Genomic DNA, 22,559 nt, shown 5'->3' with positions numbered 1-22,559 from the left:
GGGGCGCCGTCGCACCGGGTCGCCGTCGCACCGGCAGGGCGGGGCCGGGGCTCAGACGGAGCGCAGCTCGGCGTACCGGTGCAGGAAGAGCGCCTCGGTCAGCGCCATCCGCTCCAGCTCCCGCGGGTCGACGCTCTCGTTGACCGCGTGGATCTGGGTGGTCGGCTCCTCGACGCCGATCAGCACGATCTCGGCCTGCGGGTAGAGCGACCGCAGGGTGTTGCAGAGCGGGATCGAGCCGCCCTCGCCCGAGGCGACCATCGGCGTGCCGAAGGCCTCGGCCATCGCCGCGCCCATCGCCTCGTAGGCCGGGCCGGAGGTGTCGGCGGCGAACGGCTCACCGGCTCCCTGCCGTTCGATCCGCAGCCGGGCACCGGCCGGTGCCTGCGCCTCCAGGTGGGCGATCAGCGCGTCCTGGGCGGCGAGGGCGTCGCCGCCCGGCGGCACCCGCAGGCTGACCAGCGCCTTGGCGGCGGCCTGGACGGAGGAGGTGGCGCCGATCACCGGCGGGGCGTCGATGCCGTGGACGGTGACGGCCGGGCGGGCCCAGAGCCGGTCCGCGACGGTGCCGGTGCCGGTCAGCGCCACGCCGTCCAGCACCTTGGCGTCGGCGCGGAACTGCTCCTCGGGGTACTGCACCCCGGGCCAGGTCTGGTCGCTGGTCAGGCCGGCCACCGCGACGTCGCCGTGCTCGTCGTGCAGCGAGGCCAGCATCCGGACCAGGCCCTGCAGGGCGTCCGGGGCGGCACCGCCGAAGGCACCCGAGTGCAGGTTTCCGGCCAGGGTGGTGAGCGACACCTCGACCATCGTCATACCGCGCAGGGTGGCCGTGACGGTCGGCAGGCCGGCGGTGAAGTTGCCGGTGTCGCCGATGACGATGGCGTCGGCCGCGAGCAGCTCGGGGTGCGCCTGGGCGTACTGCTCCAGGCCGCCGGTGCCCTGCTCCTCCGAACCCTCGACGATGATCTTCAGCCCGACCGGGTAGCCGCCGTCAACCCGGCGCAGTGCCCGCAGCGCCGTCAGGTGCATCAGGATGTTGCCCTTGCAGTCGGCCGCGCCGCGCCCGTACCAGCGGCCGTCCCGCTCGGTCAGTTCGAAGGCCGGGCTGAGCCAGGCGTCCTCGTCGAGCGGGGGCTGCACGTCGTAGTGGGAGTAGAGCAGCACGGTCGGCGCGCCCTCGGGGCCGGGCAGCTCGGCGTAGACGGCCTGGGTGCCGTCGGGGGTGTCCAGCAGCTGCACCTTCGTCAGGCCCTCGGCGGCGAAGGCGTCCGCGACCCAGCGGGCGGCGCCGCGGCACTCCTCGACCGGGAACTGGCGGGGGTCGGCCACCGAGCGGAACGCGACCAGTTCGGCGAGGTCGGTGCGGGCACGGTCCATCAGGGACCGGACGGCGTCGGCCAGGGGCTGCTGCGGCATCGGGGGCTCCGGTGGTGGTGGTCCGGCCCGGAGGGTGTTCCGGGCGGACGGTGCTGACAGGGGGATATGTCGATCATAGGCGGATCGAACGGGCGGTCCGGAGGGCCGTCCGGGCGTTCGGGGCGGCGCGACGGACGGTGGCTCCGGAGGACGCATAGGATTGCTCGACGTGACTGACTCCGGAAGCTCCGATTCCCGTAGCCCGCTCGACGCCGAGGCGCCCGGACAGCCGTCCGAGCCGCAGCCCGCCCCGCCGCGGGACGGGCCCGATCCGCTGGACGGCGTCTGGGACGTCGTCGTGGTCGGCGCCGGACCGGCCGGGGCCTCGGCCGCGCAGGCCGCCGCCGCCCAGGGCCGCCGCGTCCTGCTGCTCGACAAGGCCGAGCACCCCCGGTACAAGACCTGCGGCGGGGGCATCATCGGCCCCTCCCGGGACAGCCTGCCGCCGGGCTTCCGGCTGCCGCTGCAGGACCGGGTGCACGCCGTCACCTTCGCGTACGACGGCCGGTTCACCCGGACGCGGCGCTCGAAGCGGATGCTGTTCGGGCTGGTCAACCGGGACGAGTTCGACCTGCGCCTGGTCCAGGCGGCCAAGCAGGCGGGGGCGGTGCTGGTCACCGGAGTGACCGTCACCGGCGTCGAGCAGCGCGGCGGCGAGCACCGCACGGCCGTGGTCACCGCCGCCGACGGGCGCACGTTCGAGGCGCGGGCGGTGGTCGGCGCGGACGGCAGCGCCAGCCGGATCGGGCGGCACGTCGGCGTCTCCTTCGACCAGATCGACCTCGGGCTGGAGGCGGAGATCCCCGTCCCGGCCGAGGTCGTGGCGGACTGGGCCGGCCGGATCCACCTCGACTGGGGTCCGCTGCCCGGCAGTTACGGCTGGGTGTTCCCGAAGACCGAGTCGAACAGCCTGACCGTCGGCGTCATCTCGGCGCGCGGCGACGGCGAGCGGACCAAGCAGTACCTGGCCGACTACATCCGCCGGCTCGGGCTGGCCGGGTTCCCGCCGAGCGTGGAGTCCGGGCACCTGACCCGCTGCCGGGCCGAGGACTCGCCGCTCTCGCGCGGCCGGGTGCTGGTCGCCGGGGACGCGGCCGGTCTGCTGGAGCCGTGGACCCGCGAGGGCATCTCGTACGCGCTGCGCTCAGGCCGGCTGGCCGGGGAGTGGGCGGTCAAGGTGGCCGAGGCGGGCACCGCGGCCGAGGTCCGCCGCGAGGCGCTGAACTACGCGTTCGCGATCAAGGCCGGGCTGGGCGTGGAGATGCGGGCCGGCAAGCTGATGCTGGCCGCCTTCGAGCGCCGTCCGTACCTGTTCCACGCGGCGGTCTGCCTGGTCGCCCCGGCCTGGCGGGCGTTCGCCCGGACCACCCAGGGCCACACCACCTTCGCCCAGGTGCTGCGCCAGTACCGGGCGGCCCGCAAGCTGACCTCGCTCGCCTCGCGGTAGCGGGCGGGGCTCCCGCGGGCCGGCGTCGGCCGGTCCGCGGGAGCCTCTTCGCGCGGTTCGTTCCGAGGGCGGCGCCGGCCCGGGGACCGGCGCCGCCCGGGCTCACTTCAGCCCGGTGTCGAGCGCCGTCATGAGGGCGCCGTTCGGGGTGTCGCCGGTCATCTCCCAGATCATCGCGCCGAGCAGGTTCTTCGACTTCAGGTAGGTCGTCTTCTGGCCGATCGACCAGGCGTCGTCGAAGGTCCACCACTGCCCGCCCGCACCCGTGTACCCGTACGTGGCGATCGACTGGGTGTCGTGGTGGACGGTGAGGTTGGGGAAGGTGGTGATCAGGTTGTTGTACCCGCGGGTGCCGGCCTCCTCGGCGAACTGGCCGGGCGCCGCGCCGGTCGCGCTCTGCCACTCGCCCGCCGCGCCGCCGTCCGCCACGCCCTGCCAGCCGCGTCCGTAGAACGGGAAGCCGATGGTGAGCTTGCGCGGGTTGACCCCGGCGGAGAGGTAGGCCTGGACGGCCGCGTCCACGCTGAAGTGGAACGGGTACGGGTCCTGGCCGTCGGCGTACAGGTTGGCCTGGTGCCCGGCCCGGTTCGGCTCCCAGGAGTTGTCGCTGCCGGCGCCGTGGAAGTCGTAGCCCTGGACGTTGGCGATGTCCAGGTAGTTGAAGATCTTCGAGAGGTCCCAGCCCTGGCCGATCTTGACCGGGTCGGCCGGGGTGAAGGCGGTCAGCAGCTTGTGGGAGCCGCCGAGCGCGTCGAGCTGCTTGCGGAACTCGGCCAGCAGCAGGGTCAGGTTGGCCTTGTCGGCCGTGTTGTAGTGGTTGCCGGCGTGGCCGTCGGCGGAGCCGGGCCACTCCCAGTCGAGGTCGATGCCGTCGAAGATCCCGGCCGCCACGCCGTCACCGCCGGCGCCGTTGTAGAGCGGCAGGTTGCCCTTGATCCAGGTGTCGACGCAGGACTTCACGAACTTCTGCCGGGAGGCCTCGGTGGCGGCCGCGTCCGAGAAGTACTTGGAGTACGTCCAGCCGCCGAGCGAGACGACCACCTTGAGGTTGGGGTACTTGGCCTTGAGCTTCTTCAACTGGTTGAAGTTGCCGCGCAGTTTGCCCCAGCCGTCGTCGGCCACGCCGTCCACGGACTGCGCCGCGCTCATCGGGCGGGCGTAGTCGGCGTCGGCGTCGCCCGCGCCGGTGCCCTGGTCCGGGTCCTGCGGGTCGGCCGTGGTGCCCTTGGTGACGCCGGCCAGGCAGGTCAGGTTGACCGGATCGATGTTCTCGAAGGCGTAGTTGATGACGTCGAGCTTGGCCGCGCTGCCCGAGGTGTCGAGGTTCTTCACGAAGTACTGGCGGCCGTAGATGCCCCACTGGGTGAAGTAGCCGACCCGGGCGTACTTCCCGGCCCCGACCAGGTCGGAGGTGGTGACGGCGAGCGCCGCGGAGGCGGGGGAGGCGTTGTCGGCGCCGTCGCGGGCCTTCACGGTGAAGGTGTAGGCCGTCGACGGGGAGAGGCCGCCGACGGTGGCGGTCAGGGTGCTGCCGGTCACCGTCCTGACCAGCGCGGGGCCCTGGTAGACGTCGTAGGCGGCCACCCGCTGGTTGTCGGTGGCGGCGTTCCACGCCAGCGTCACGTCGGTGGAGGTCACCGCGGTGGCACGCAGGCCGGTGGGCGCCGTCGGCGGGACGGGGTCGGTGGCCGGGTCGAAGGTGGCGGCCGTGACGGACGCGCTCGACGGGCCGGTGTTGCCCCGGGTGTCCTTGGCGCGCACCGTCAGGGTGTACGAGGTGGCGGGGGTGAGCCCGGTGACCACGGTGTCGGTGGTCGCGGCGGTGGCCAGTACCGTGCTGCCGCTCAGGACCTCGTAGGAGGCGACCGGGAAGTCACCGCCGGTGGCGGCCGGCCACTTCAGTGCCAGGCTGTGCGCGGTCGACTCGGTGACCACCGGGGTGCCGGGGGCGGACGGCAGGACGTCCGAACTCCCGTCGCACTTGTCGCCGTTGATCCGGCAGCCGGTCGGCGTGCCGATCGGGCCGTTGGCCACGAACCAGAAGCTGTACGGCTCGGTGGTGCCGTGTGCCGGGACGCTCGCGTTGTAGAAGGCGTTGGTGGCGGTGACGTGCCGGCCTGTGGTGGTCGCGGTGCCGTTGTAGCTGTTCTGGACGGTCACGCCGGCCGGCAGGTCGAACTCCAGCGTCCAGCCGGAGACGGCGGCGGCGTTGTCGTTGCGGACGATGTAGGTGCCCTTCCACCAGGAGCCGTTGTCGGCGGTGGTGAAGGTGGCGGTCAGTTTTCCGGCCGCGTGCGCCGGGGCGGCCAGCGCGGTGAGCGCGGCCAGTGGCAGGAGCAGGGCGGAGAGCAGCGCCAGCAGTCTGCTGCGCGCTCGCGGGCGTCGGGCCCGGGGTCGAGCGGACATGGTTCTCCCTGTGACTGTGGGGGTTGAACAGGGCGACGTAGAACCGTACGGGTGGTGCCGCGGCCGTGGTGCGTGGCCGACCGGTGCCCGCGCCGTGGGGAGACGGGGGCATGGGCACTGTAGGAGGACTGGACCAATGCGTCAACAGGTCTGTACCAATTGGGAGTTGGTGCGGGCGGGCTAGCCCCGGCGCGGATGCCCGGTCAGCTCGTCGCCGAGCGGGCTGCGGCCGTAGAGCACCGAACGGCCGTGCCGGGCCCGGGTGACCAGGCCGGTCCGGTGCAGGACCGCCAGGTGCTGGCTGACGGCGCCCGGTGTGACGCCCAGGCGGTAGGCCAGCTCGGTGGTGGAGGCCGGCTCGGCGAGCAGCGCCAGCAGCCGGGCCTTGGGCGCGCCGAGCAGCAGCTCCAGCGCGCGGGGGGTGACCGGGGCGGTCGGCGCGGCCATCCCCGCCCGGCCGCGGGCCGGGTAACTGATCTGCGGCGGACGGTCATTGCTGATCATCGTGATCGCGCCGCGGGCGAAGAAGGTCGGGACCAGCACCAGCCCGCGGCCGTCCACGATGATCTCGCCGTCCCAGTCCGTCCAGCGGCGGTTGATCGAGAGCAGGCCGTCCGCCCAGTGCAGCCGGTGGTCCAGGTCGGCGAAGAGGGCCGCGGCACCCTGCTGGGACAGCACCCGCGCCCGGTAGACGAGGTCCGCCTCCAGAACGGCGCGGGCCCGGGGCCACCAGGCGGGGGCCAGGCAGCGCTCCCAGTACTCCTCCAGCGCGTCGGCGATCCGGGCCAGCAGCCGGACCGGATCGGCGAGCCCGGCCGCCAGCGGGGCGGGCAGCGGCCGGCCGTGCGGCAGGAAGGTCTGCTCCAGTTCGGCGCGCAGCTGCTCGGGCGGCAGCGCCCGGACCACGGCCAGCTCGGTCCGGAAGTCCGGCGCGGGGACGGACGGGCGGGGCGTCAGGAAGTCGGGGATCCACCGGTTGGCGGCGACCAGGGAGAGCAGCAGCCCGGAGTCCAGCCGTTCGAAGCTCGGGCGCAGCCGCTCGAAGGCGGCGGACTGCAGCGGGTAGACGCCCGGGTGGGTCCACATCCGCAGGCTGAGCGCGGCCTCCTGGATCGGCGAGCAGGCGAACCAGGTGGTGGCGAGATCGGCCAGATCCAGCCTGAACCGGTGCAACTCCGACCCCGTCCCTCCAGCTGCTTTGAGGCAGAGCCTAAATCATTACTGCGGACGCCGGGGACGCGGTGGGATCGGGGCATGAACACCTCACCGGCGTCGTCCGCCGCGCCTTCGCCCGTCGCCGGCCCGGCCGGTCCCCCGGATCCGCCACCGCCCTCGGCCGCGTCAGGTCCTTCGGACGCGGGTGGTACCTCGCGGCCGGGCCCGGTCGGTCGGCCCGCCGGGGGCTCGCGGCTGCTGCACCCCGACCCGATGGTGCGCCGGCTCGCCGGGATCACCCTCGTCAACACCGTCGGCAGTGGGCTCTCGCTCGCCGTCGGCGTGCTCTTCTTCACCCGCGTCCTCGGACTGAGCGCCGCCCAGCTCGGGATCGGGCTCACCGCCGCCGGCCTCTGCGGCGTCGCGGCCAGCGTGCCGGCCGGGCGGGCGGCCGACCGCTGGGGAGCGCGGCCGGTGCTGGTGGTCCTGATCACGGTGAACGCGCTGGGCACCGCCGGCTACGCCCTGGTGCACAGCTACCCGGCGTTCCTGGCGCTGGCCTGCGTGGTGAGCGCGGTCGACCGCGGCGCGGCCGCCGTGCGGAACGCGCTCTACGCCGAAGTGCTGCCCGCCGACCGCAGGGTGGCGGGCCGGGCCTATCTGCGGGTGGTCACCAACGTCGGCATCTGCCTGGGGACGGCGCTCGGCGCCGTCGCCCTCCAGGTGGACAGCCGGCCGGCCTATCTGACGGCGATCCTGGCCGACGCCGTCTCGTACCTGGTGGTCGCGGTGCTGTTCCACCGGCTGGCCGTCCCGGCCAGGGTCCGCCCGGCGGCCCGCCCGGTGGCGGGCGGCGGTCCGGGCGAGCCGCCCGGCCGGCGGCGCAACCCCGCCCTGCGGGACGGGCCGTTCCTGGTGGTGACCGTGCTGAACGCGCTGCTCTGCCTGCAGTTCGCGATGCTGGAGGTGGGTGTGCCGCTCTGGGTGGTCCAGCACACCGAGGCACCCCGGATCACCGTGGCCGGCACCCTGATCGTCAACACCGTGCTGGTGATAGCCCTGCAGGTGCGGGCCACCCGGGGCACCGAGGACCCGGCGACGGCCGCCCGGGTCTGCGGCCGGGCCGGGCTGATCCTGGCGGCCTCCTGCGTGGTGCTCGCCCTCGCCCACGGGCTGCCCGCGGTGGTCGCCGCCGTGCTGGTGCTCGCCGGGGTGGCGCTCCAGGCGTTCGGCGAGGTGCTGAGCCAGGCCGGCGGATGGGCGCTCAGCTACGACCTGGCCGGGGAGCGCGACCACGGCGCCTACCAGGGCGTCTACAACGCCGGGTCGGCCGCCTCGCTGATGATCGGCCCCGCCGTCGTCAGCACCGCCGTGGTCGGGTGGGGCCTGTTCGGCTGGGTCGCCCTCGGCGTGCTGCTCGCCGGGGCGGGCCTCGCCATGGGGCCCGCCGTCCGGTGGGCCCGGGGCCGCGAAGGGGCCACCGCGGGGTAGGCCGGGTCGCCCGGTGCGTCCGGCCCCCGGGGGCCGGACGGCAGCGGGTGGCCGGTCGGTCAGCGCTGCTCCGGGACCAGGGCGAGCGCCTCCACCTCGATCAGCACCTCGGGCAGGAACAGCGCGGCGACCTGCACCGCCGAGCTCGCCGGGAGCGGGGTCGAGCCGAAGTACGCGTCCCGGGCCTCGCGCACGGCCGGCATGAACGCCATGTCGGTGACGAAGTAGGTCAGCTTGACGACGTCGGCGAAGCCGGCCCCGGCGGCGGCCAGGCAGCGGCCCAGGTTCTCGAACACCTGGCGCGCCTGCGCCGTCGGGTCGCCGGCCCCGACCAGGTGCCGCTGTTCGTCGAACGCGACCTGGCCGGAGACGGCCACCAGCCGGCCGGTGCCGGTGACGACCTGGGTGTAGCCGGTGCCGGGGGCGACCCCGGGCGGCTCGGCGATGTGGGTGAGGTGCGGGCGCTGGGAAGTCATGGCCCCATCGTGGCCGACGGGTGATCAGATGCACCAGGGCCTTCGCCCGCCGCCGCTCAGCGGACCACCTCGGGCAGGGTCCGGCCGTACCGCCGGTCCGCCTCCGGGAGGTCGGCGGCCGGTCCGCCGGCCCGCAGCACCACCTCCAGCACCGCCGCCGGGTCGCAGGCGTAACCGCCGCTCGCCCACGCCGGGTTGGCCTCCACCACCGCCCAGCGGCCGGAGTCCAGCGGGCCGACGTCGATCACCACGGCGCTCGGCAGCGCCCCGGCCGAGGCGGCCAGCACGTCCGCGGCGAAGGCCGTCACCTCGGCCCGGTACCGGTCCTCGGGCAGCGGGGCGGTGTCCAGGTCGCCGTCCACCGCGTAGCGCGAGGCGGTGAGCACCTCGCCGTCCAGGACGAACAGCCGGTACTCGCGGCGGAACCAGACCACCTCGCTGGCCAGCACGGGGGTGTCGTCGTCCAGCGCGTCCGGGCCGGGCAGGCCGGAGCCGTCCGGGTAGATCCGGGCGGGGAACAGCTTGTCGCCCGGCGGCTTCAGGAACATCGGGCGGCGCAGCAGGCGGGCCGCGGCCAGCGTGGTGAGGGTGACCGATCGGCCGGTCAGCTCCGCCGGCAGGCGGGCCGGCCAGTCGTCCGGCGGCTCCAGCAGCGCCAGGTCGAAGGCGGCGCCGACCGCGTCGCCGAACAGCGGACCGCCGTAGAGGTGCACCGGCGAGCCGATCAGCTCCTCGGGCGCGCGCCAGGCCGTCGCGGTGTGCGCGCGCAGGCCGCGGCGGCCTGCGGCGGTGCGCAGCTGCAGGCCGGTCTCGTTGATCCGGGGTGCGAGCAGGAGGACGGCGTCGGTGGTCATGGCCCGATGCTGCCGGGGCGGACGGCCGCCCGACCACCGGATTTCGGCGCGAAGGGGTGACGGGGCTCGCGGCGGGTGGCTCTGGCCGAGCGGCGGGTGGGCGTGTCAGAGTCGACCGGGCGCCGTCCGAGCAGGGCGGCCGCCACGCAATCCGACCCACCCTCAGCCGGAAAGCAGGCCCGCACCGATGACCCGCGAAGTGCCCTTCGTCCGTGTCGCCACCACCGATGCCGTCACCACGCTGACCCTCGACTCGCCGCACAACCGCAACGCGCTCTCCACGCGGCTGATGGCCGAGCTGACCGCCGCCCTGGCCGCCGCCGCGGCCGACCCGGACGTCCGCGCGGTGGTGCTCGGCCACACCGGCAAGGTGTTCTGCGCGGGCGCGGACCTCTCCGAGGCGACCGGTACGGACCCGACGGTGGGCCCGCGCGGCCTGGTGGACCTCCAGCGGGCCATCGTGGACTGCGCGAAGCCGGTGATCGCGGTGATCGACGGACACGTCCGGGCGGGCGGCCTCGGGCTGGTCGGCGCGGCCGACCTCGCCCTGGCCGGCCCGGCCGCCACCTTCGCGTTCACCGAGGTCCGGCTCGGCCTGGCACCCGCCGTCATCTCGCTGCCGCTGCGCCCCAAGCTGGACCCGCGCGCCGCCTCCCGCTACTACCTGACCGGCGAGGTCTTCGGCGCCGCCGAGGCCGCCCGGATCGGGCTGATCACCGAGGCGACGGACTCCGCGGAGTCCACCGGAACCGCGCTGAAGGGCCTGCTGGACGCCCTGCGGCTCGGGTCGCCGCAGGGCCTCGCGCAGTCCAAGCGGCTGGCCAACGCCGAGGTGGTGCGCTCCTTCGAACGGGACGCGGACGAGCTGGTCCAGCTCTCGGCGCGGCTGTTCGGCTCGGACGAGGCGCAGCAGGGCATGCGGGCGTTCCTGGAGAAGCGGCCCGCGCCCTGGGCGCGCTGAACCCCGGCCGGGGTCAGCTCCAGCGGACGACGGCCGTCTCCCGCCAGAGGTCCAGCAGCGCCCGGTCCCCGGTCAGCTCGACCCGCTCGGCGGGCAGCCGGTTCCAGAGCAGCAGGTAGAGGTCGCGGGCCGGGCCGCTGATCGTGAGGTCGGCCGGGCCCGCGGCCCCGGCCGCCCGGCGGGTGACGGTGAGCGGCTCCCGGCTGATGGTGAGCAGCCAGGAGCCGGGCCCGTCGGTCGGTATGCCGCCGGGGGCCGGGTCGGTGGGCCCGGCGCTCGGCGTGACGTCGCCGGGTGCCGGGTCGGTGGGCCGGATCAGCACGGTGCGCGGCTGTTCGCTGCGCACCCGGGCGCGGCCGCGGGACATGAAGCCCGCCAGCAACTCGTCGATCCCGTCCAGGGCCAGGCCGGTGGCGACCCGGGGGCCGTCCGCCCCGGCGGCCGCGTCCGCGTCGAAGCGGTGCACCGCGGTCTCGTGCGCCTGACGGCGGGCCCAGAACGCCAGCGGGGTCGGCGCGGGCAGGAAGCTCCAGCACTCCAGGTCGGCCGGGGCCGCCGCGAGCGCCGCCACCAGGGCGGCGTGGCCGGTCCGGAACCAGTCGACCAGCGCCGCGTCCGACGGCTCCGGTCCCCAGGCGGCGCGCTCGCCCTCGGCGTCCAGCGGCTCCCGGTGGCCGTCCCGCACGAGGGCGGTGGCCCAGCGGTGGACCTGGCCGGTGTGCAGGACGAGGTCGCGCAACTGCCAGTCGGGGCAGGTGGGGACGGGGGCGGCGAGGTCGGTGCGGGCGGCCGCGTCGGCCAGCAGGACGCCCTCGCGGCGCAGCGCGTCGATGTGCTCGATGATCTCCATGGTCGACGAGTGTCGCACCGCTCGCGGATTTCGGACACGGTACGGGCGGCTTCCGGGACGGGTGTGATGTTGGCCGCCTCCTCGGTGACGGCGCCGGGGCGACCGGTAGCGTGGCGGCATGTCGATCACCAGTTCCCTGTTCTCCGCCGCCCGGGCGGGCAGCCGACGCGTCGCGGGCCGCCTCGTCCACCGGGGCTGGACGTGGGTTCAGCGGGCCGGTGCGGTGTCCAGCGAGAGCCCCGGTCCGTACCGGTTCGGTGAACTGGGCGCGGGGACGAAGCTGACCTTCCCGCTCGGGGCGATCTTCAACGAGCGGTGGATCACGATCGGCCCGTTCTCGATCATCGGCGAGCGCGTCACCATCAGCGCGGGCTTCCTGCCCGGCCTCGACCTCGGGCCGGACCCGATCGTGCGGATCGGCGGCGGCTGCGTGATAGGCCGTGACAGCCACATCGTCGGCCACCAGTCGATCGTGCTCGGCGACGACGTCTGGACCGGCCCGGGCGTCTACATATCCGACCAGGCCCACGAGTACCGCGCGACCGATCTGCCGATCGGCAAGCAGTGGCCGCGCAACGAACCGGTCGAGATCGGCGGCGGCAGCTGGATCGGGACCGGCGCCGTGATCCTCCCCGGCGCCCGGCTCGGCCGCAACGTGGTGGTCGCGGCCGGCTCGGTGGTGCGCGGCGAGATCCCCGACCACAGCGTGGTGGCCGGAGCCCCCGCGAAGATCGTCCGGCGCTGGACCGCCGAGGAGGGCTGGCAGCCGCCGTTCCGTACCGACCCGCCCAGCCCGTTGCCGGACGGCATCACCGCCGACCAGCTGCGCGCGCTCGCCGGGTGGGACCTGCGGCTCCCCGGCGAGACGGGGGTGTGAGGCGCGGCGGTCGGCGGGGCCGAAGGCGGGCGGCGTCGGCGGGGACGGCGGGCTGGGGGTCGAGGGCTGAGGGCTGTGGCGTCGGCGGCGGGCGGGTCCGGCCGGTCCGGCCGGTCAGGCCGGCTCCTGGGCGCGCTCGGCGTCCCGCGCGGCGATGGCGGCGGTGATCCGGAGCAGGTCGGCGGGCCGGGGCGGGTCGAGGCCGGTGAGGACGGCCACCCGGCGCAGCCGGTAGTCGACGGTGTTCGGGTGCAGGTGCAGGGTGCGGGCCGTGTGGCGGCGGTTGAGTCCGCCGGCCAGGTGGGTGCGGAGCGTGGCGAGCAGTTCGCCGACGTCCTCCAGGGGCGCGAGCAGTGAGGCGAGCCGGGCTCTCGCCTGGCTCGGCCGGCTGAGCTGGTACTCCAGCAGGACGTCGTCCAGGCGGTGCAGCCCGGGCGGGCGGGCGAAGGCCCGCGCCACCTCCAGCACTTCGGTGGCGAGCACGGCCGCCGCCGCCACCCCGGCGGGTGCGGCGACGGCCGCCCCGGCCCGGACCGGGACCCCGGCGGCCCGGGCGGTGCCGGCCACGGTGTCCGCGAGGCGCTGCCACATGTCGGCCGGGACGGCGTCCGGCCGGCACTCCAGCGGGATCAGCACCGGGCCGCCCGAGGAGGAGAGCGCGGTGAGCGCCGACTGCCGGGTGCGGTGGTCGAGTTCGGTGCGCAGCCGGCGCAGCTTGCGGTGGCCGGCCACGGTCCGGTCGACGCCGGGCGCCCGCTCGTCGGGATGGTCGGCGACGGCGAGGCAGAGCACGGCGTAGGAGGGCGGCAGCCGGATCCCGGCCCTGGTGGCGGTCTCCTCGGCGGGGGTCCCGTCGAGCAGCGCGGTGAGCAGGGCGAGGCGGGCGGCCCGCTGCTCGTCGGCGAGGGTGCGGCGTTCCTCGACGTACCCGGCGCCGGCGGCGGAGGTGGCCTGGCGGAGCTGGTCGAGCAGCAGCCGGTTGAGCACCAGCAGGTCGGCGGCGTCGTCGTCGTGGGCGTCCCTGGTCACCAGCTCCCAGCAGACCTCCATCCCGAGGTGGTGGGCGAGCAGGACGGCGTCCAGCGGCAGGCCCTCCTCCGCCCGCCGGGCGGCGGCCTCGCGGACGGAGGTGAACTCCTCGTCGTCGGCGGGGTTCCCGGTGCGGACGGCCTGGGCGAGGGCGCGGATCCGGCGTTCGGTGACCTGGCTGAGTTCGCCCGCCACCTGCTCGTGCGGCAGGCGGCGGTAGGTCGGCACCCGGGCGAGCAGGGTGGCGATGACGGCCTCGACCAACTCGGGTACGGCGCCGAGCAGCCGCTGGTCGGCGGGCACTCCGCCGATCAGCGGGATCCGCCAACCGGGGGCGCAAGCGGGTGAATTGTGACCGGTCACAGAAAACACCGTCCAGGTCTGGGGGACACCCAAGGGCCGGGCCGGAGGGGCGACCGCATGATGGAGGCACTCGGGTTACCTGTTGGTAACAAACTTCCGTTGTGGAGGCAACAGTTGAGAACCCCACTTCTCCGCTCCGCCGCCGGACCGGTACGCCGCAGACTCCTCGGAGCACTGGGCTCGGCCCTGCTGGCCGGTGCGCTGCTCGCCGGCGCCCCCGCCACCGCCGCACACGCCGCACCGGACGCGACCCCCACCGCGTCCGGCGTGGCGGCCCAACTGCCCCCCGACGGCGATTCGGTGGCCTCGCCGCCGGGTGCCAACGACTGGGCCTGCAAGCCGACGGCGGCTCACCCCGATCCGGTGGTCCTGGTGCACGGCACCTTCGCCAACCGCTACGAGAACTGGCTGGTGCTCTCGCCCCTGCTGAAGAGCCAGGGTTACTGCGTCTTCGCCCTGGACTACGGCATGGTCCCCGGCATCACCTCCTCCGGCAGCGGCCTGGTGCTGCCGATCGGCGGGCTCGGTCCGGCCGCCGAGTCGGCCGCGCAACTCGGCCGCTTCGTCGACCTGGTGCGCGGCGCGACCGGCGCGACGAAGGTCGACCTCGTCGGCCACTCGCAGGGCGGCATGCTCCCGAACTACTACGTGAAGTTCCTCGGGGGCGCGTCGAAGGTCGACAAGTTGATCGGCCTGGCGCCGTCCAACCACGGGACGACGCTCGACGGCATCGCCAACCTCGCCCCGTACCTCCCCCGGGTGGCCGAACTGATCTACACGGCCTGCCCGGCCTGCAAGGACCAGGTGGTGGACTCCGCCTTCAACCGGAAGATGGCGACGGTGGCGGACACCGTGCCCGGCGTCCGCTACACGGTGATCTCGACCGTGTACGACGAGGTCGTCACGCCGTACCGGACGCAGTTCCTCAGCGGCCCGAACGTGAACAACATCGTCCTGCAGGACCGTTGCCCGCTCTCGCTCGCCGAGCACGTGGCCATCGCCTTCTCGCCGACCGCGTTGCACCTGGTCACCAACGCGCTCGACCCGGCCCACGCGTCCCCGGTGTACTGCGGCTGACGCGCCGTCCGGCCGCCGGGTGCGGCGGGCCGCCCGCACAGGAAGTCGGACCCGCCGACTTCCTGTGCGGTGGTGTGTCCTGGGCGCGTGTGCCGGGCGGTGTCAGGCGAGCGGCGTGCGGAAGGTGACGGCGGCGGTCACGCCGTCGGGCCGGAGCTCGTACGGGCCGGGCCCGGCCGGCAGGGCGGCGTCGTAGCGGTCGAGCACGGTGTCGCCGACGGTGGCGCGGCCGGCCAGGCAGACCAGCAGGACGGTGCCGCCGGCCGGGACGTCCACGGTGCGCGGCCCGGTGGTCAGCGCGAGGTCGGCGGTGGTGCGCCCGCGACGGGTCATCACGTTGAAGTCCACCACCGGGCCGCCGAGCAGTCGGCAGCCGGTGTCGGCCTCGCCGGAGAACGCGAACGGGCGGAACGGGGTGTCGACGAGGTGCTCGGCACCGTCGACGGTCAGGGCCATGCCGGTGCCCTCGACCAGGGTGATCACCCGGTCGACGCCGGGGAACGCGGAGAACGGCCCGGCGGAGGCGACGTCGGCGAGGCTGACCCGCCAGTCGAAGGCGTCCAGCCCGGCCCCGGCGGGGAACCCGGCGACCTCCCTGGTCACCCCGCCCCCGTTCAGCCACGCCGTCGCCGGGCGCTCGTCCGCCCGCAGTACCTGGATCCGCCCGGTCGTCGTCATGGCCGCATCCTGTCACGGGGCGGGACGCGGGAGTGCGCCCGGAGGGTCCGGGGCTGCCGGGGGCGCCCGCCGGGGGAGTACGGGAGACCGCCGGTCCGCGGACCGGCGTGCGGGGGCCGCCGAGGAGGTCGGCCGGCCGTGGGTCGCCCCGGTGGGGCCGTGGGTGGGTGGCGTGGTCGGTGGCCCCGACCGGGGGATGCGCTCGCGGGGGTGTGCCGCCGGTCCCGGCGTGGCGCCGGTGGGCACCCCGGCCCACCGGTCGGGAGCCCCGACCGGCGGGACGTGCCGCGGGCCGTCGTGCGGTGGCCGGCGGCGGGTGCGACGCGTGGTGGGGCGTCCTCACCGCCCGCCGTACCCGCCGCCGGGCTCCGTCAGCGGGTACGGCGGGCGGTGAGGGGGAGCAGGGCGGCGAGGACGGCGGCGAGCGCGACCGAGGTGAGGGCGAGCGGGAGTCCGACGGCGTCGGCGAGGAAGCCGATCACCGGCGGGCCGATCAGCATGCCGCCGTAGCCCAGGGTGGAGGCGAGCGCGACGCCCTGCGGGCCGCCGGTGGCGCCGGCCTGGGCGATGGCGAGCGGGAAGATGTTGGCCAGGCCGAGGCCGACCAGCACGAACCCGGACAGCGCGAGCGGTACCGAGGGCGCGAGTGCGGCCAGCAGCATGCCGGCCGCGGCGGTCAGGCCGCCGAGGACGATCACCCGGTTCTGGCCCAGCCTGATGGAGAGCCAGGTGCCGCCGACCCGGCCGCTGGTCATCGCGAAGGCGTACGCGGCGTACCCGGCGGCGGCCGTGCCGGCACTGGCGTGGACGTCGTCGGTGAGGTGCAGGGTGGTCCAGTCCGCGATGGCGCCCTCCCCGTAGGCGCAGCAGAGCGCGGTGAGGCCGAGCAGCAGGACGAGCAACCGGGCGTGCGGCACCCGGGCCGGCTCCTTGGGGGCGGCCGGGGCGGCCGGAGTGGCGGGGGAGTCGGCCGCCCGGCCGGGGGCGACGACCGGCGCGGCCGGGCCGCGGAGCAGCACGACGCCGGCGCCCGCCGTGACGGCCAGGCCCAGCAGGCCGCTCAGGGCGAGCGCCCACGTGGTGGTGAGGGTGCCGGCGAGCAGGCCGCCGACGCCCGCGCCGAGCAGGCCGCCGAGGCTGTACCCGGCGTGGAAGCTCGGCATCACCGGGCGGCGCAGCTGGGCCACCAGGTCGACGGCGGCGCTGTTCATCGCGACGTTGGCGCCGCCGTACCCCGCCCCGAAGAGCAGCAGGACGCCGCCGAGCGCCGCGACCGAGTGGGCGTGGGCGGGCAGCGGGACGGCGAGGCTGAGCAGCGCCAGCGAACCGACGGTGACCGGTCGGGAGCCGTACCGGAGGCAGAGCCGGCCGACCAGGGGCATGGTGGCGACGGCGCCGGCCGAGACGCAGAGCAGGGCGAGCCCGAGCGCGCTGTGGGAGGCGCTGACCTGGCTGCGGATGTCCGGGATGCGGACCACCCAGGCGGCGAAGAGGAAGCCGTCGACGGCGAAGAAAGCGGTGAGTGCGAGCCGTGCCGCGCCCCAGGGGGTGCCGGAAGCGGCCGGAGTGCTGCGAGACTGGAGGGACGGCCGGTCGACCCGGTCATGGACGTGGATTTTGTTTCGGAGCGGCACAAAGTAACAATAGGGCCGTGCAGCTCACTCCATCAAGTCCGAAGCCCGGCTCTGGGGCCGACCACGACGCCCAGCGTGACGCCCACCGCCGCTCGGCCCCCGATCGCGGTCGCACGCTGCTCGGCCCGGCGCTCTCGCTCATCCACACCGGCCAGACCCCCACCCGCTCGGCGCTCACCCGCGCGCTCGACGTCACCCGGGCCACCGCCGGAGCGGTCACCGCGGAGCTGGAGGCGCTCGGCCTGATCACCGTCGACTCCCGGCCGGCCGGCGGCGGCCGCGGCCGCCCGTCGCACCGGCTGGCCATCGACCCGGCCGGTCCGGTGGTGATCGCCGGCCAGATCCACGCCGACGGGCTGAGCGTCACCCTCGCCGGACTCGGTGGACTGCTCGATCCGCCCGTGCACCGGCCGCTGCCCGCCGCCACCGACCCGGTCCGGATGCTGCGCGCCGTGGCCGAGGCCGGCGCCGAACTGGCCCGCCACAGCGGCCGCCGCTGCCTCGGTGCCGCGCTCGCGCTGCCCAACCCGGTCACCGAGCCGGACGGCACCGCGCTCGCCGCCCTGCACTTCGCCTGGCCCAGCGGCACGCCCGTCGCCGACCTGTACGACGTCGAGGTCGGCCGCGCCGACAACGGCCCGCTCGCGCTGGACCCGCTGCCCACCGCGATCGCCAACGACGCCAACCTCGGCGCCCTCGCCGAGTACCGGCACGGCGCCGGCCGGGGCGCCCGCCACCTGCTGCTGGTCACCTCCGGCCACCGGGGCGTCGGTGGCGCGCTGGTGATCGACGGCCGCCTGCACACCGGGAGCGCCGGGCTGGCGCTGGAGGTCGGCCACCTCACCGTCGACCCGCAGGGCCGCCCCTGCCAGTGCGGCAACCGCGGCTGCCTCAACGCCGAGACCGACCCGGACGCGCTGTTCGCCGCCGCCGGGCTCACCCCCGACCCGGACCGCCCGCTGCTCGACCAGGCCGGCGAGCTCTGCCGGGCCGCCGCGACGGACGAGCGGGCCCGGGCGGCCGTCGAGCACGTCATCGACCGGCTCGGCCTCGGACTGGCCGGCGTCGCCAACATCCTCAACCCGGACCGGGTGGTGCTCAGCGGTCTGCACCTCGATCTGCTGGAGGCCGCGCCGGAGCGGCTGCGGGCGGTGGTCGCCGAGCGCAGCCTCTGGGGGCGCAGCGGCCGGGTGCCGATCGTGGGCGCCGAGCTGGCGCACGGCGCACTGGCGGGCGCGGCCGAACTGGCGTGGCGGCCCTACCTCGCCGACCCGCAGTCGGTGCAGGCGGGGGCGTAGCAGGGCGGGCGGCGGCGGAGCGCGGCGAGGCCCGGTGGCCGTGGATAAGCGGAAGCTGGGGCTACGAAAACCGTCACTTATCGTGACTCTCGTACACTCGTAGTGAGCAACCGGGGGGTTCGAGCGAGGAGAGTGACGATGGGTGCGCAGCTGAGTGCCGAACGGACCGAGGATGTGGACCGCTCCGACGCGGCCTACCGCGGCTGGCTCAAGGAGGCGGTGCGCAAGGTCCACGCCGACGCCAACCGCTCGGCCGACACCCACCTGCTCCGGTTCCCGCTCCCCCTCGACTGGGGCATCGACCTCTACCTCAAGGACGAATCCACCCACCCCACCGGCTCGTTGAAGCACCGGCTGGCCCGCTCGCTGTTCCTGTACGGGCTCTGCAACGGCTGGATCCGGCCCGGCAAGCCGGTGATCGAGGCATCCAGCGGCTCCACGGCCGTCTCCGAGGCCTACTTCGCCCAGCTCATCGGCGTGCCGTTCATCGCGGTGATGGCCAAGTCCACCAGCCAGTCCAAGATCGACCTGATCGAGTTCCACGGCGGCGAGTGCCACCTGGTCGAGCGCTCCGACGAGGTGTACGCGGCCTCCGCCCGGCTCGCCGAGGAAACCGGCGGCCACTACATGGACCAGTTCACCTATGCGGAGCGGGCCACCGACTGGCGGGGCAACAACAACATCGCCGAGTCGATGTTCGCCCAGCTGCGCCTGGAGCCGCACCCGGAGCCGGCCTGGATCGTCGCGACCGCCGGGACGGGCGGGACCTCGGCGACCATCGCCCGGTACGTGCACTACATGCAGTACGACACCCGGATCTGCGTCGCCGATCCGGAGAACTCCTGTTTCTTCGAGGGCTGGGTCGGCCACGATCCGGACGCGGTCTGCGAGAGCGGCTCGCGGATCGAGGGGATCGGCCGGCCGCGGATGGAGCCGAGCTTCGTGCCCGGCGCGATCGACCGGATGATGAAGGTCCCGGACGCCGCCTCGATCGCGGCCGTGCGGGTGCTGGAGCAGGTGCTCGGCAAGAAGGCCGGCGCCTCCACCGGGACGGGGCTGTGGAGCGCGCTGAAGATCGTCGCCGAGATGCGGGCGGCCGGGGTGCGGGGCAGTGTGGTCACCCTGATCTGCGACCCGGGCGACCGCTACCTCGACAAGTACTACTCGGACGACTGGCTGGCCGGGGAGCGGATCGACATCGCGCCCCACCGGGCCCGGCTGGAGTCCTTCCTGGCCGACGGGGCCTGGACCGGCTGACCCGCGGCGGGCGTCACCCCTGCCCCCGGCATTGCCGCGGGCAGGGGTGACGCGTTCCTTTCAGGGCTCTATTGCCTAGCGCTGCTAGAGTCGATGTCATGTCAATCCAGGAGCGCCGCGGGCGCGAACGCGCCGAGCGGCACCAGCTGATCATTCGAACCGCCCGTGAGCTGGCGGAGTCCGAGGGCTGGGAGGCGGTGACGACCCGCCGGCTGGCCGAGCGGATCGAGTACAGCCAGCCCGTGCTCTACAGCCACTTCGCCGGCAAGGACGCGATCGTGGCCGCCGTCGCGCTGGAGGGCTTCGCGGAACTCGCCGCCGAGCTGCGGGCGGTCACCCGCGGGGCGGCCGGGCCGGCCGGGGCCTTCCGCGCCGTCGCGGGCCGCTACCTGGCGTTCGCGGCGGCCAACCCGGCGCTCTACGACGCGATGTTCGTGCTCGCGACGGACCTGCCGTTCGGCCGTCCGGACTCGCCCGCCCCGCTGAAGGAGGCGTTCGCCGCCCTCGCCGGACCGGTCGCCGAGGTGGCCGGGGCCGAGGACCCGGAGCCCTTCACCGAGGTGGTCTGGGCGGCCCTGCACGGCCTGGCCACCCTCGCCCGGAGCGGCCGGCTCCGGCCGGACCACGCGGAGCCCCGCCTGGCGCTGCTGGTGGACCGGATGCTGGGCGACGAGGCGGCCGCGGAACGCGGCTGAAAGCGCGGGGACCGAGCGGAGGTTCACCTGCCCGGTGGACGACGGTCAGGGCAGGCGGGCCGCCGGCAGGTCGGCGGGGACGAGCAGTTGCAGCTCCTCGGTCGACGGATCCGCGAGGTGGGCGACCCGCATGGCGTGCCGCTCCACCATCGTCTCGAAGACCTGCCGCGCGGTGCGCCCGTTGCCGAAGTTGGGGCCGCGCTCCAGCGTCCCGAAGTGCAGGAGCAGCGCGCCCTCGGTCGCCTCGGCCAGCGCGTACTCGTGCTCGGCGCACTGCGCGCGGGCGATCTCCAGCAACTCGTCCGCGGAGTAGTCGGGAAAGGTGATGGTGCGGGAGAACCTGGACGAGACACCGGGGTTGGCGGAGAGGAAGCGTTCCATCTCGGCGGTGTAACCGGCCACGATGACGACCACTTCGTCCCGGTGGTCCTCCATCAGCTTGACCAGGGTGTCGATCGCCTCCCGGCCGAAGTCCCGGGCCCCGTCCTCGGGTGCCAGCGCGTACGCCTCGTCGATGAAGAGCACGCCGCCGCGTGCCCGGTCGAAGGCGGCCGCGGTGCGGATCGCGGTGGAGCCGATGTGCTCGCCGACCAGGTCCACCCGGGCCACCTCGACCAGGTGCCCGCGCTGGAGCACCCCGAGCGAGGCCAGGATCTCGCCGTAGAGCCGGGCCACGGTGGTCTTGCCGGTGCCGGGGGCCCCCGTGAAGACGAGGTGGCGGCGGAGCGAGGGGGCCTTCAGCCCGGCCTGGCGGCGCCGGCGCCCGACCGCGATCAGGTCGATCAGGGTCCGGACCTCCTGCTTGACGGTGGCCAGGCCGACCAGCGCGTCGAGTTCGGCCAGCGCCTCGTCGGCCGGGCGGCAGTCCGGGATCGGCCCGATCGCCGAAGGCGCCGGCAACGCCGGTGCGGTGGCCGTCAGTTGGGCGGCCCGTGCGGTCCGTGCGGCGCGGGGGGCCGGCAGCTCGGCGGCCGGAGCGGCCGGGGCGACGTCGTCCGACGTGCAGGCCTCCACCACCGGGCCGGGTTCGGAGAACTCGAAGCCGGCCCGTTCGTTCTGCTCGGCCCGGCAGCGGGTCAGCACGGTGCGGCAGCCGTCGATGATGTGGAAGCCGAAGCCCTTGCCGTGCGAGACCCGGCAGTCCTCGAAGGTGCCCCGGCCCTGGGCGGAGACGTAGACGCCGGCGTCCGAGCTGGCCCGGACGGTGCAGTCGCGCAGGACCGGGTCGGCGCCCTTGGTGACGATCACGCCGGTCGCGACGTCGGAGATCTCGCAGTCGGTGAGCAGCCCGCCGCTGCCGTGGTCGCGGAACCAGAGCCCGGTGCCGGCCTCCTGGACCCGGCAGCCGCTCAGCGTCACCCCGGCGCCGCCGCTGACCGAGACGGCCGAGCTGCGGATCCGGCTGAACGAGCAGCCCTCGGCGGTGGCGGCGGAGTCGCGGTCCAGCACGAAGAGCGCGTCCGGCAGGTCGTGCAGCGAGCAGTCGGTGAGGGTCAGTCGGGCGCCGTCGCTGACCCAGAGGGCCGGGTACTCGCCGGTCGAGCTGTGGATCTCGCAGGATTCGGCGATGGCCTCGGTGCCCTGGTCCCAGACCGAGAGCGCACCGCGCCCGAAGTCCCGCACGGTGGTGCCGGCCAGTGTGAGCCGGGCCCGGCCGCGCAGGTCGGCGCCGTTCTCCGGCAGGTCGTGCACCCGGCAGCCGGTCAGGACGAGTTCGGCCCCGCTGTCCAGGGTGATCCCGTTGCCGGTGACCCGGTGGATGTCGCAGTCGACCAGCCGGCCGCCGGCGTGGGCCTCCGCCTGGACGCCGCTGCCGCGGATCTCGTAGATCTCGCAACCGGTCAGCTCGGCGGCGCTGCCCGGGTCGGTCAGGAGCACCCCGGCGCCGGTCGCGTGGTGGACCCGGCAGCGTTCCAGCGCGGCCGTGGCCCCGCCGAGCACGGCCAGTCCGGCCTGTCCGGCGGCGGCGACCTCGCAGTCCTCGAAGGCCGCCGCGGTGCCCTCGCCGCGCAGCCGCAGGCCCAGCCCGGCGGGGTTGGCGACCACGCAGCCGCGCAGGGTGGGCCGGGCTCCGCCGGTGACCTCGACGCCGGTGGCCGAGCGGGTCTCCACCCGGCAGCCGCCGAGCGCGGGCGTGGCCTCCGGGCCGGTGATCAGCACGGCCGGGAGGGAGGTGTCGCTGCCCTCGATCACCAGGTCGCGGACGGTCGCGGCGGCCGTGACGGTCAGCGGGACACCGCTCGGGGGGTCGATCCGGACCGTGCCGGGGCCCTGCGCCGGGACGATCGTGAGCGGCTTGTCCAGGACGAGGTTCTCCCGGTAGGTGCCGGGTCGGACGGTCACGGTGTCGCCCGGCTCGGCGGCCGCGAGGGCCTCCGTGAGGGTGTCGTACTCGCCGGCGCGGCGACGCCAGCGGGAGGCGCTGTCCTGGGTGACTCGGACCCTGTGCTCAGCCATGACGGTCTGTCGTCCCCACCTTCATCGAGCCGGCGATCCCATCGGGCCGCACGCGCGGGGTGCGCGGGTGGCCCGCCCACCGTAGCGCGCCCGCGACGGTGCTCCGGCCGCCGGCGGTCGGCCCCGGCCGGGGACCGT

The 22,559-nt window shown here is 75.0% G+C and carries 18 protein-coding genes; 8 read left to right on the top strand and 10 right to left on the bottom strand.

Annotated elements, in window-relative coordinates; all coding sequences use genetic code 11:
* Positions 1-51 precede the first annotated feature (51 nt).
* Positions 52-1,416 carry a M20/M25/M40 family metallo-hydrolase gene (locus tag ACZ4UX_RS29885; protein ID WP_465708913.1) on the bottom strand — a complete coding sequence of 455 codons (1,365 nt, stop codon included), beginning with the start codon at positions 1,414-1,416 and terminating at the stop codon, positions 52-54.
* A gap of 169 nt (positions 1,417-1,585) precedes the next feature.
* Here ACZ4UX_RS29885 and ACZ4UX_RS29880 point away from each other — a divergent pair, with 169 nt between their 5' ends.
* Positions 1,586-2,863, top strand: a complete 1,278-nt coding sequence (locus ACZ4UX_RS29880; protein WP_465708912.1) for a geranylgeranyl reductase family protein — start codon at positions 1,586-1,588, stop codon at positions 2,861-2,863.
* A 102-nt stretch (positions 2,864-2,965) separates the two neighbouring features.
* Here ACZ4UX_RS29880 and ACZ4UX_RS29875 read toward each other — a convergent pair whose 3' ends face one another.
* Together ACZ4UX_RS29875 and ACZ4UX_RS29870 are read right to left on the bottom strand one after the other, a co-directional pair.
* A complete protein-coding gene (locus ACZ4UX_RS29875) occupies positions 2,966-5,269 on the bottom strand; it encodes a glycosyl hydrolase family 18 protein (RefSeq protein ID WP_465708911.1) in 2,304 nt (767 codons plus the stop codon).
* 180 nt (positions 5,270-5,449) lie between these two features.
* Positions 5,450-6,442, bottom strand: a complete 993-nt coding sequence (locus tag ACZ4UX_RS29870) for an ArsR/SmtB family transcription factor (RefSeq protein WP_465708910.1) — start codon at positions 6,440-6,442, stop codon at positions 5,450-5,452.
* Positions 6,443-6,697: 255 nt separating this feature from the next.
* Here ACZ4UX_RS29870 and ACZ4UX_RS29865 point away from each other — a divergent pair, with 255 nt between their 5' ends.
* Positions 6,698-7,915 (top strand): MFS transporter, encoded by a 1,218-nt coding sequence (locus ACZ4UX_RS29865; protein WP_465708909.1) that lies wholly within the window; start codon positions 6,698-6,700, stop codon positions 7,913-7,915.
* 59 nt (positions 7,916-7,974) lie between these two features.
* On the opposite strand, the gene ACZ4UX_RS29860 is transcribed toward ACZ4UX_RS29865, so the two are convergent.
* Both ACZ4UX_RS29860 and ACZ4UX_RS29855 read right to left on the bottom strand, forming a co-directional pair.
* The gene (locus tag ACZ4UX_RS29860; protein ID WP_465708908.1) at positions 7,975-8,391 is read right to left on the bottom strand and encodes a RidA family protein; all 417 of its coding nucleotides are present in this window, start codon (positions 8,389-8,391) and stop codon (positions 7,975-7,977) included.
* Between the two features lie 56 nt (positions 8,392-8,447).
* On the bottom strand, positions 8,448-9,245 hold the full coding sequence (locus ACZ4UX_RS29855) for an ATP-grasp domain-containing protein (RefSeq protein WP_465708907.1): 798 nt from the start codon (positions 9,243-9,245) through the stop codon (positions 8,448-8,450).
* A gap of 187 nt (positions 9,246-9,432) precedes the next feature.
* Between ACZ4UX_RS29855 and ACZ4UX_RS29850 the strand changes: the two genes are divergently transcribed.
* Positions 9,433-10,206 carry an enoyl-CoA hydratase family protein gene (locus tag ACZ4UX_RS29850; RefSeq protein WP_465708906.1) on the top strand — a complete coding sequence of 258 codons (774 nt, stop codon included), beginning with the start codon at positions 9,433-9,435 and terminating at the stop codon, positions 10,204-10,206.
* 13 nt (positions 10,207-10,219) lie between these two features.
* On the opposite strand, the gene ACZ4UX_RS29845 is transcribed toward ACZ4UX_RS29850, so the two are convergent.
* On the bottom strand, positions 10,220-11,056 hold the full coding sequence (locus ACZ4UX_RS29845) for a maleylpyruvate isomerase N-terminal domain-containing protein (RefSeq protein WP_329490799.1): 837 nt from the start codon (positions 11,054-11,056) through the stop codon (positions 10,220-10,222).
* A gap of 118 nt (positions 11,057-11,174) precedes the next feature.
* Between ACZ4UX_RS29845 and ACZ4UX_RS29840 the strand changes: the two genes are divergently transcribed.
* Positions 11,175-11,933 carry an acyltransferase gene (locus ACZ4UX_RS29840; protein ID WP_352294372.1) on the top strand — a complete coding sequence of 253 codons (759 nt, stop codon included), beginning with the start codon at positions 11,175-11,177 and terminating at the stop codon, positions 11,931-11,933.
* A gap of 114 nt (positions 11,934-12,047) precedes the next feature.
* On the opposite strand, the gene ACZ4UX_RS29835 is transcribed toward ACZ4UX_RS29840, so the two are convergent.
* Entirely contained in the window at positions 12,048-13,325 is a 1,278-nt protein-coding gene (locus ACZ4UX_RS29835; protein ID WP_465708905.1) for an RsbRD N-terminal domain-containing protein, read from the bottom strand.
* A 114-nt stretch (positions 13,326-13,439) separates the two neighbouring features.
* Between ACZ4UX_RS29835 and ACZ4UX_RS29830 the strand changes: the two genes are divergently transcribed.
* On the top strand, positions 13,440-14,402 hold the full coding sequence (locus ACZ4UX_RS29830; RefSeq protein WP_465708904.1) for an esterase/lipase family protein: 963 nt from the start codon (positions 13,440-13,442) through the stop codon (positions 14,400-14,402).
* Between the two features lie 102 nt (positions 14,403-14,504).
* On the opposite strand, the gene ACZ4UX_RS29825 is transcribed toward ACZ4UX_RS29830, so the two are convergent.
* Both ACZ4UX_RS29825 and ACZ4UX_RS29820 read right to left on the bottom strand, forming a co-directional pair.
* Positions 14,505-15,080, bottom strand: a complete 576-nt coding sequence (locus ACZ4UX_RS29825; protein WP_465708903.1) for a HutD/Ves family protein — start codon at positions 15,078-15,080, stop codon at positions 14,505-14,507.
* A 371-nt stretch (positions 15,081-15,451) separates the two neighbouring features.
* Positions 15,452-16,714, bottom strand: a complete 1,263-nt coding sequence (locus ACZ4UX_RS29820) for an MFS transporter (RefSeq protein ID WP_465708902.1) — start codon at positions 16,712-16,714, stop codon at positions 15,452-15,454.
* Between the two features lie 116 nt (positions 16,715-16,830).
* Here ACZ4UX_RS29820 and ACZ4UX_RS29815 point away from each other — a divergent pair, with 116 nt between their 5' ends.
* The 3 genes from ACZ4UX_RS29815 (at position 16,831) to ACZ4UX_RS29805 (ending at position 19,964) form a co-directional block, all read left to right on the top strand.
* On the top strand, positions 16,831-18,012 hold the full coding sequence (locus tag ACZ4UX_RS29815) for an ROK family protein (RefSeq protein ID WP_465708919.1): 1,182 nt from the start codon (positions 16,831-16,833) through the stop codon (positions 18,010-18,012).
* A 138-nt stretch (positions 18,013-18,150) separates the two neighbouring features.
* Positions 18,151-19,269: a PLP-dependent cysteine synthase family protein gene (locus ACZ4UX_RS29810; RefSeq protein WP_465708901.1), complete on the top strand. Its 1,119-nt coding sequence runs from the start codon at positions 18,151-18,153 to the stop codon at positions 19,267-19,269.
* Positions 19,270-19,367: 98 nt separating this feature from the next.
* Positions 19,368-19,964: a TetR/AcrR family transcriptional regulator gene (locus tag ACZ4UX_RS29805; RefSeq protein ID WP_352294361.1), complete on the top strand. Its 597-nt coding sequence runs from the start codon at positions 19,368-19,370 to the stop codon at positions 19,962-19,964.
* Between the two features lie 45 nt (positions 19,965-20,009).
* Here the strand turns inward: ACZ4UX_RS29805 and ACZ4UX_RS29800 are convergent, their stop codons facing one another.
* Entirely contained in the window at positions 20,010-22,421 is a 2,412-nt protein-coding gene (locus tag ACZ4UX_RS29800) for a right-handed parallel beta-helix repeat-containing protein (RefSeq protein ID WP_465708900.1), read from the bottom strand.
* Positions 22,422-22,559: the final 138 nt, after the last annotated feature.

It is taken from the genome of Kitasatospora sp. NPDC028961 (genome assembly GCF_055564815.1).
This window is presented reverse-complemented; position numbering and strand designations above follow the sequence as displayed.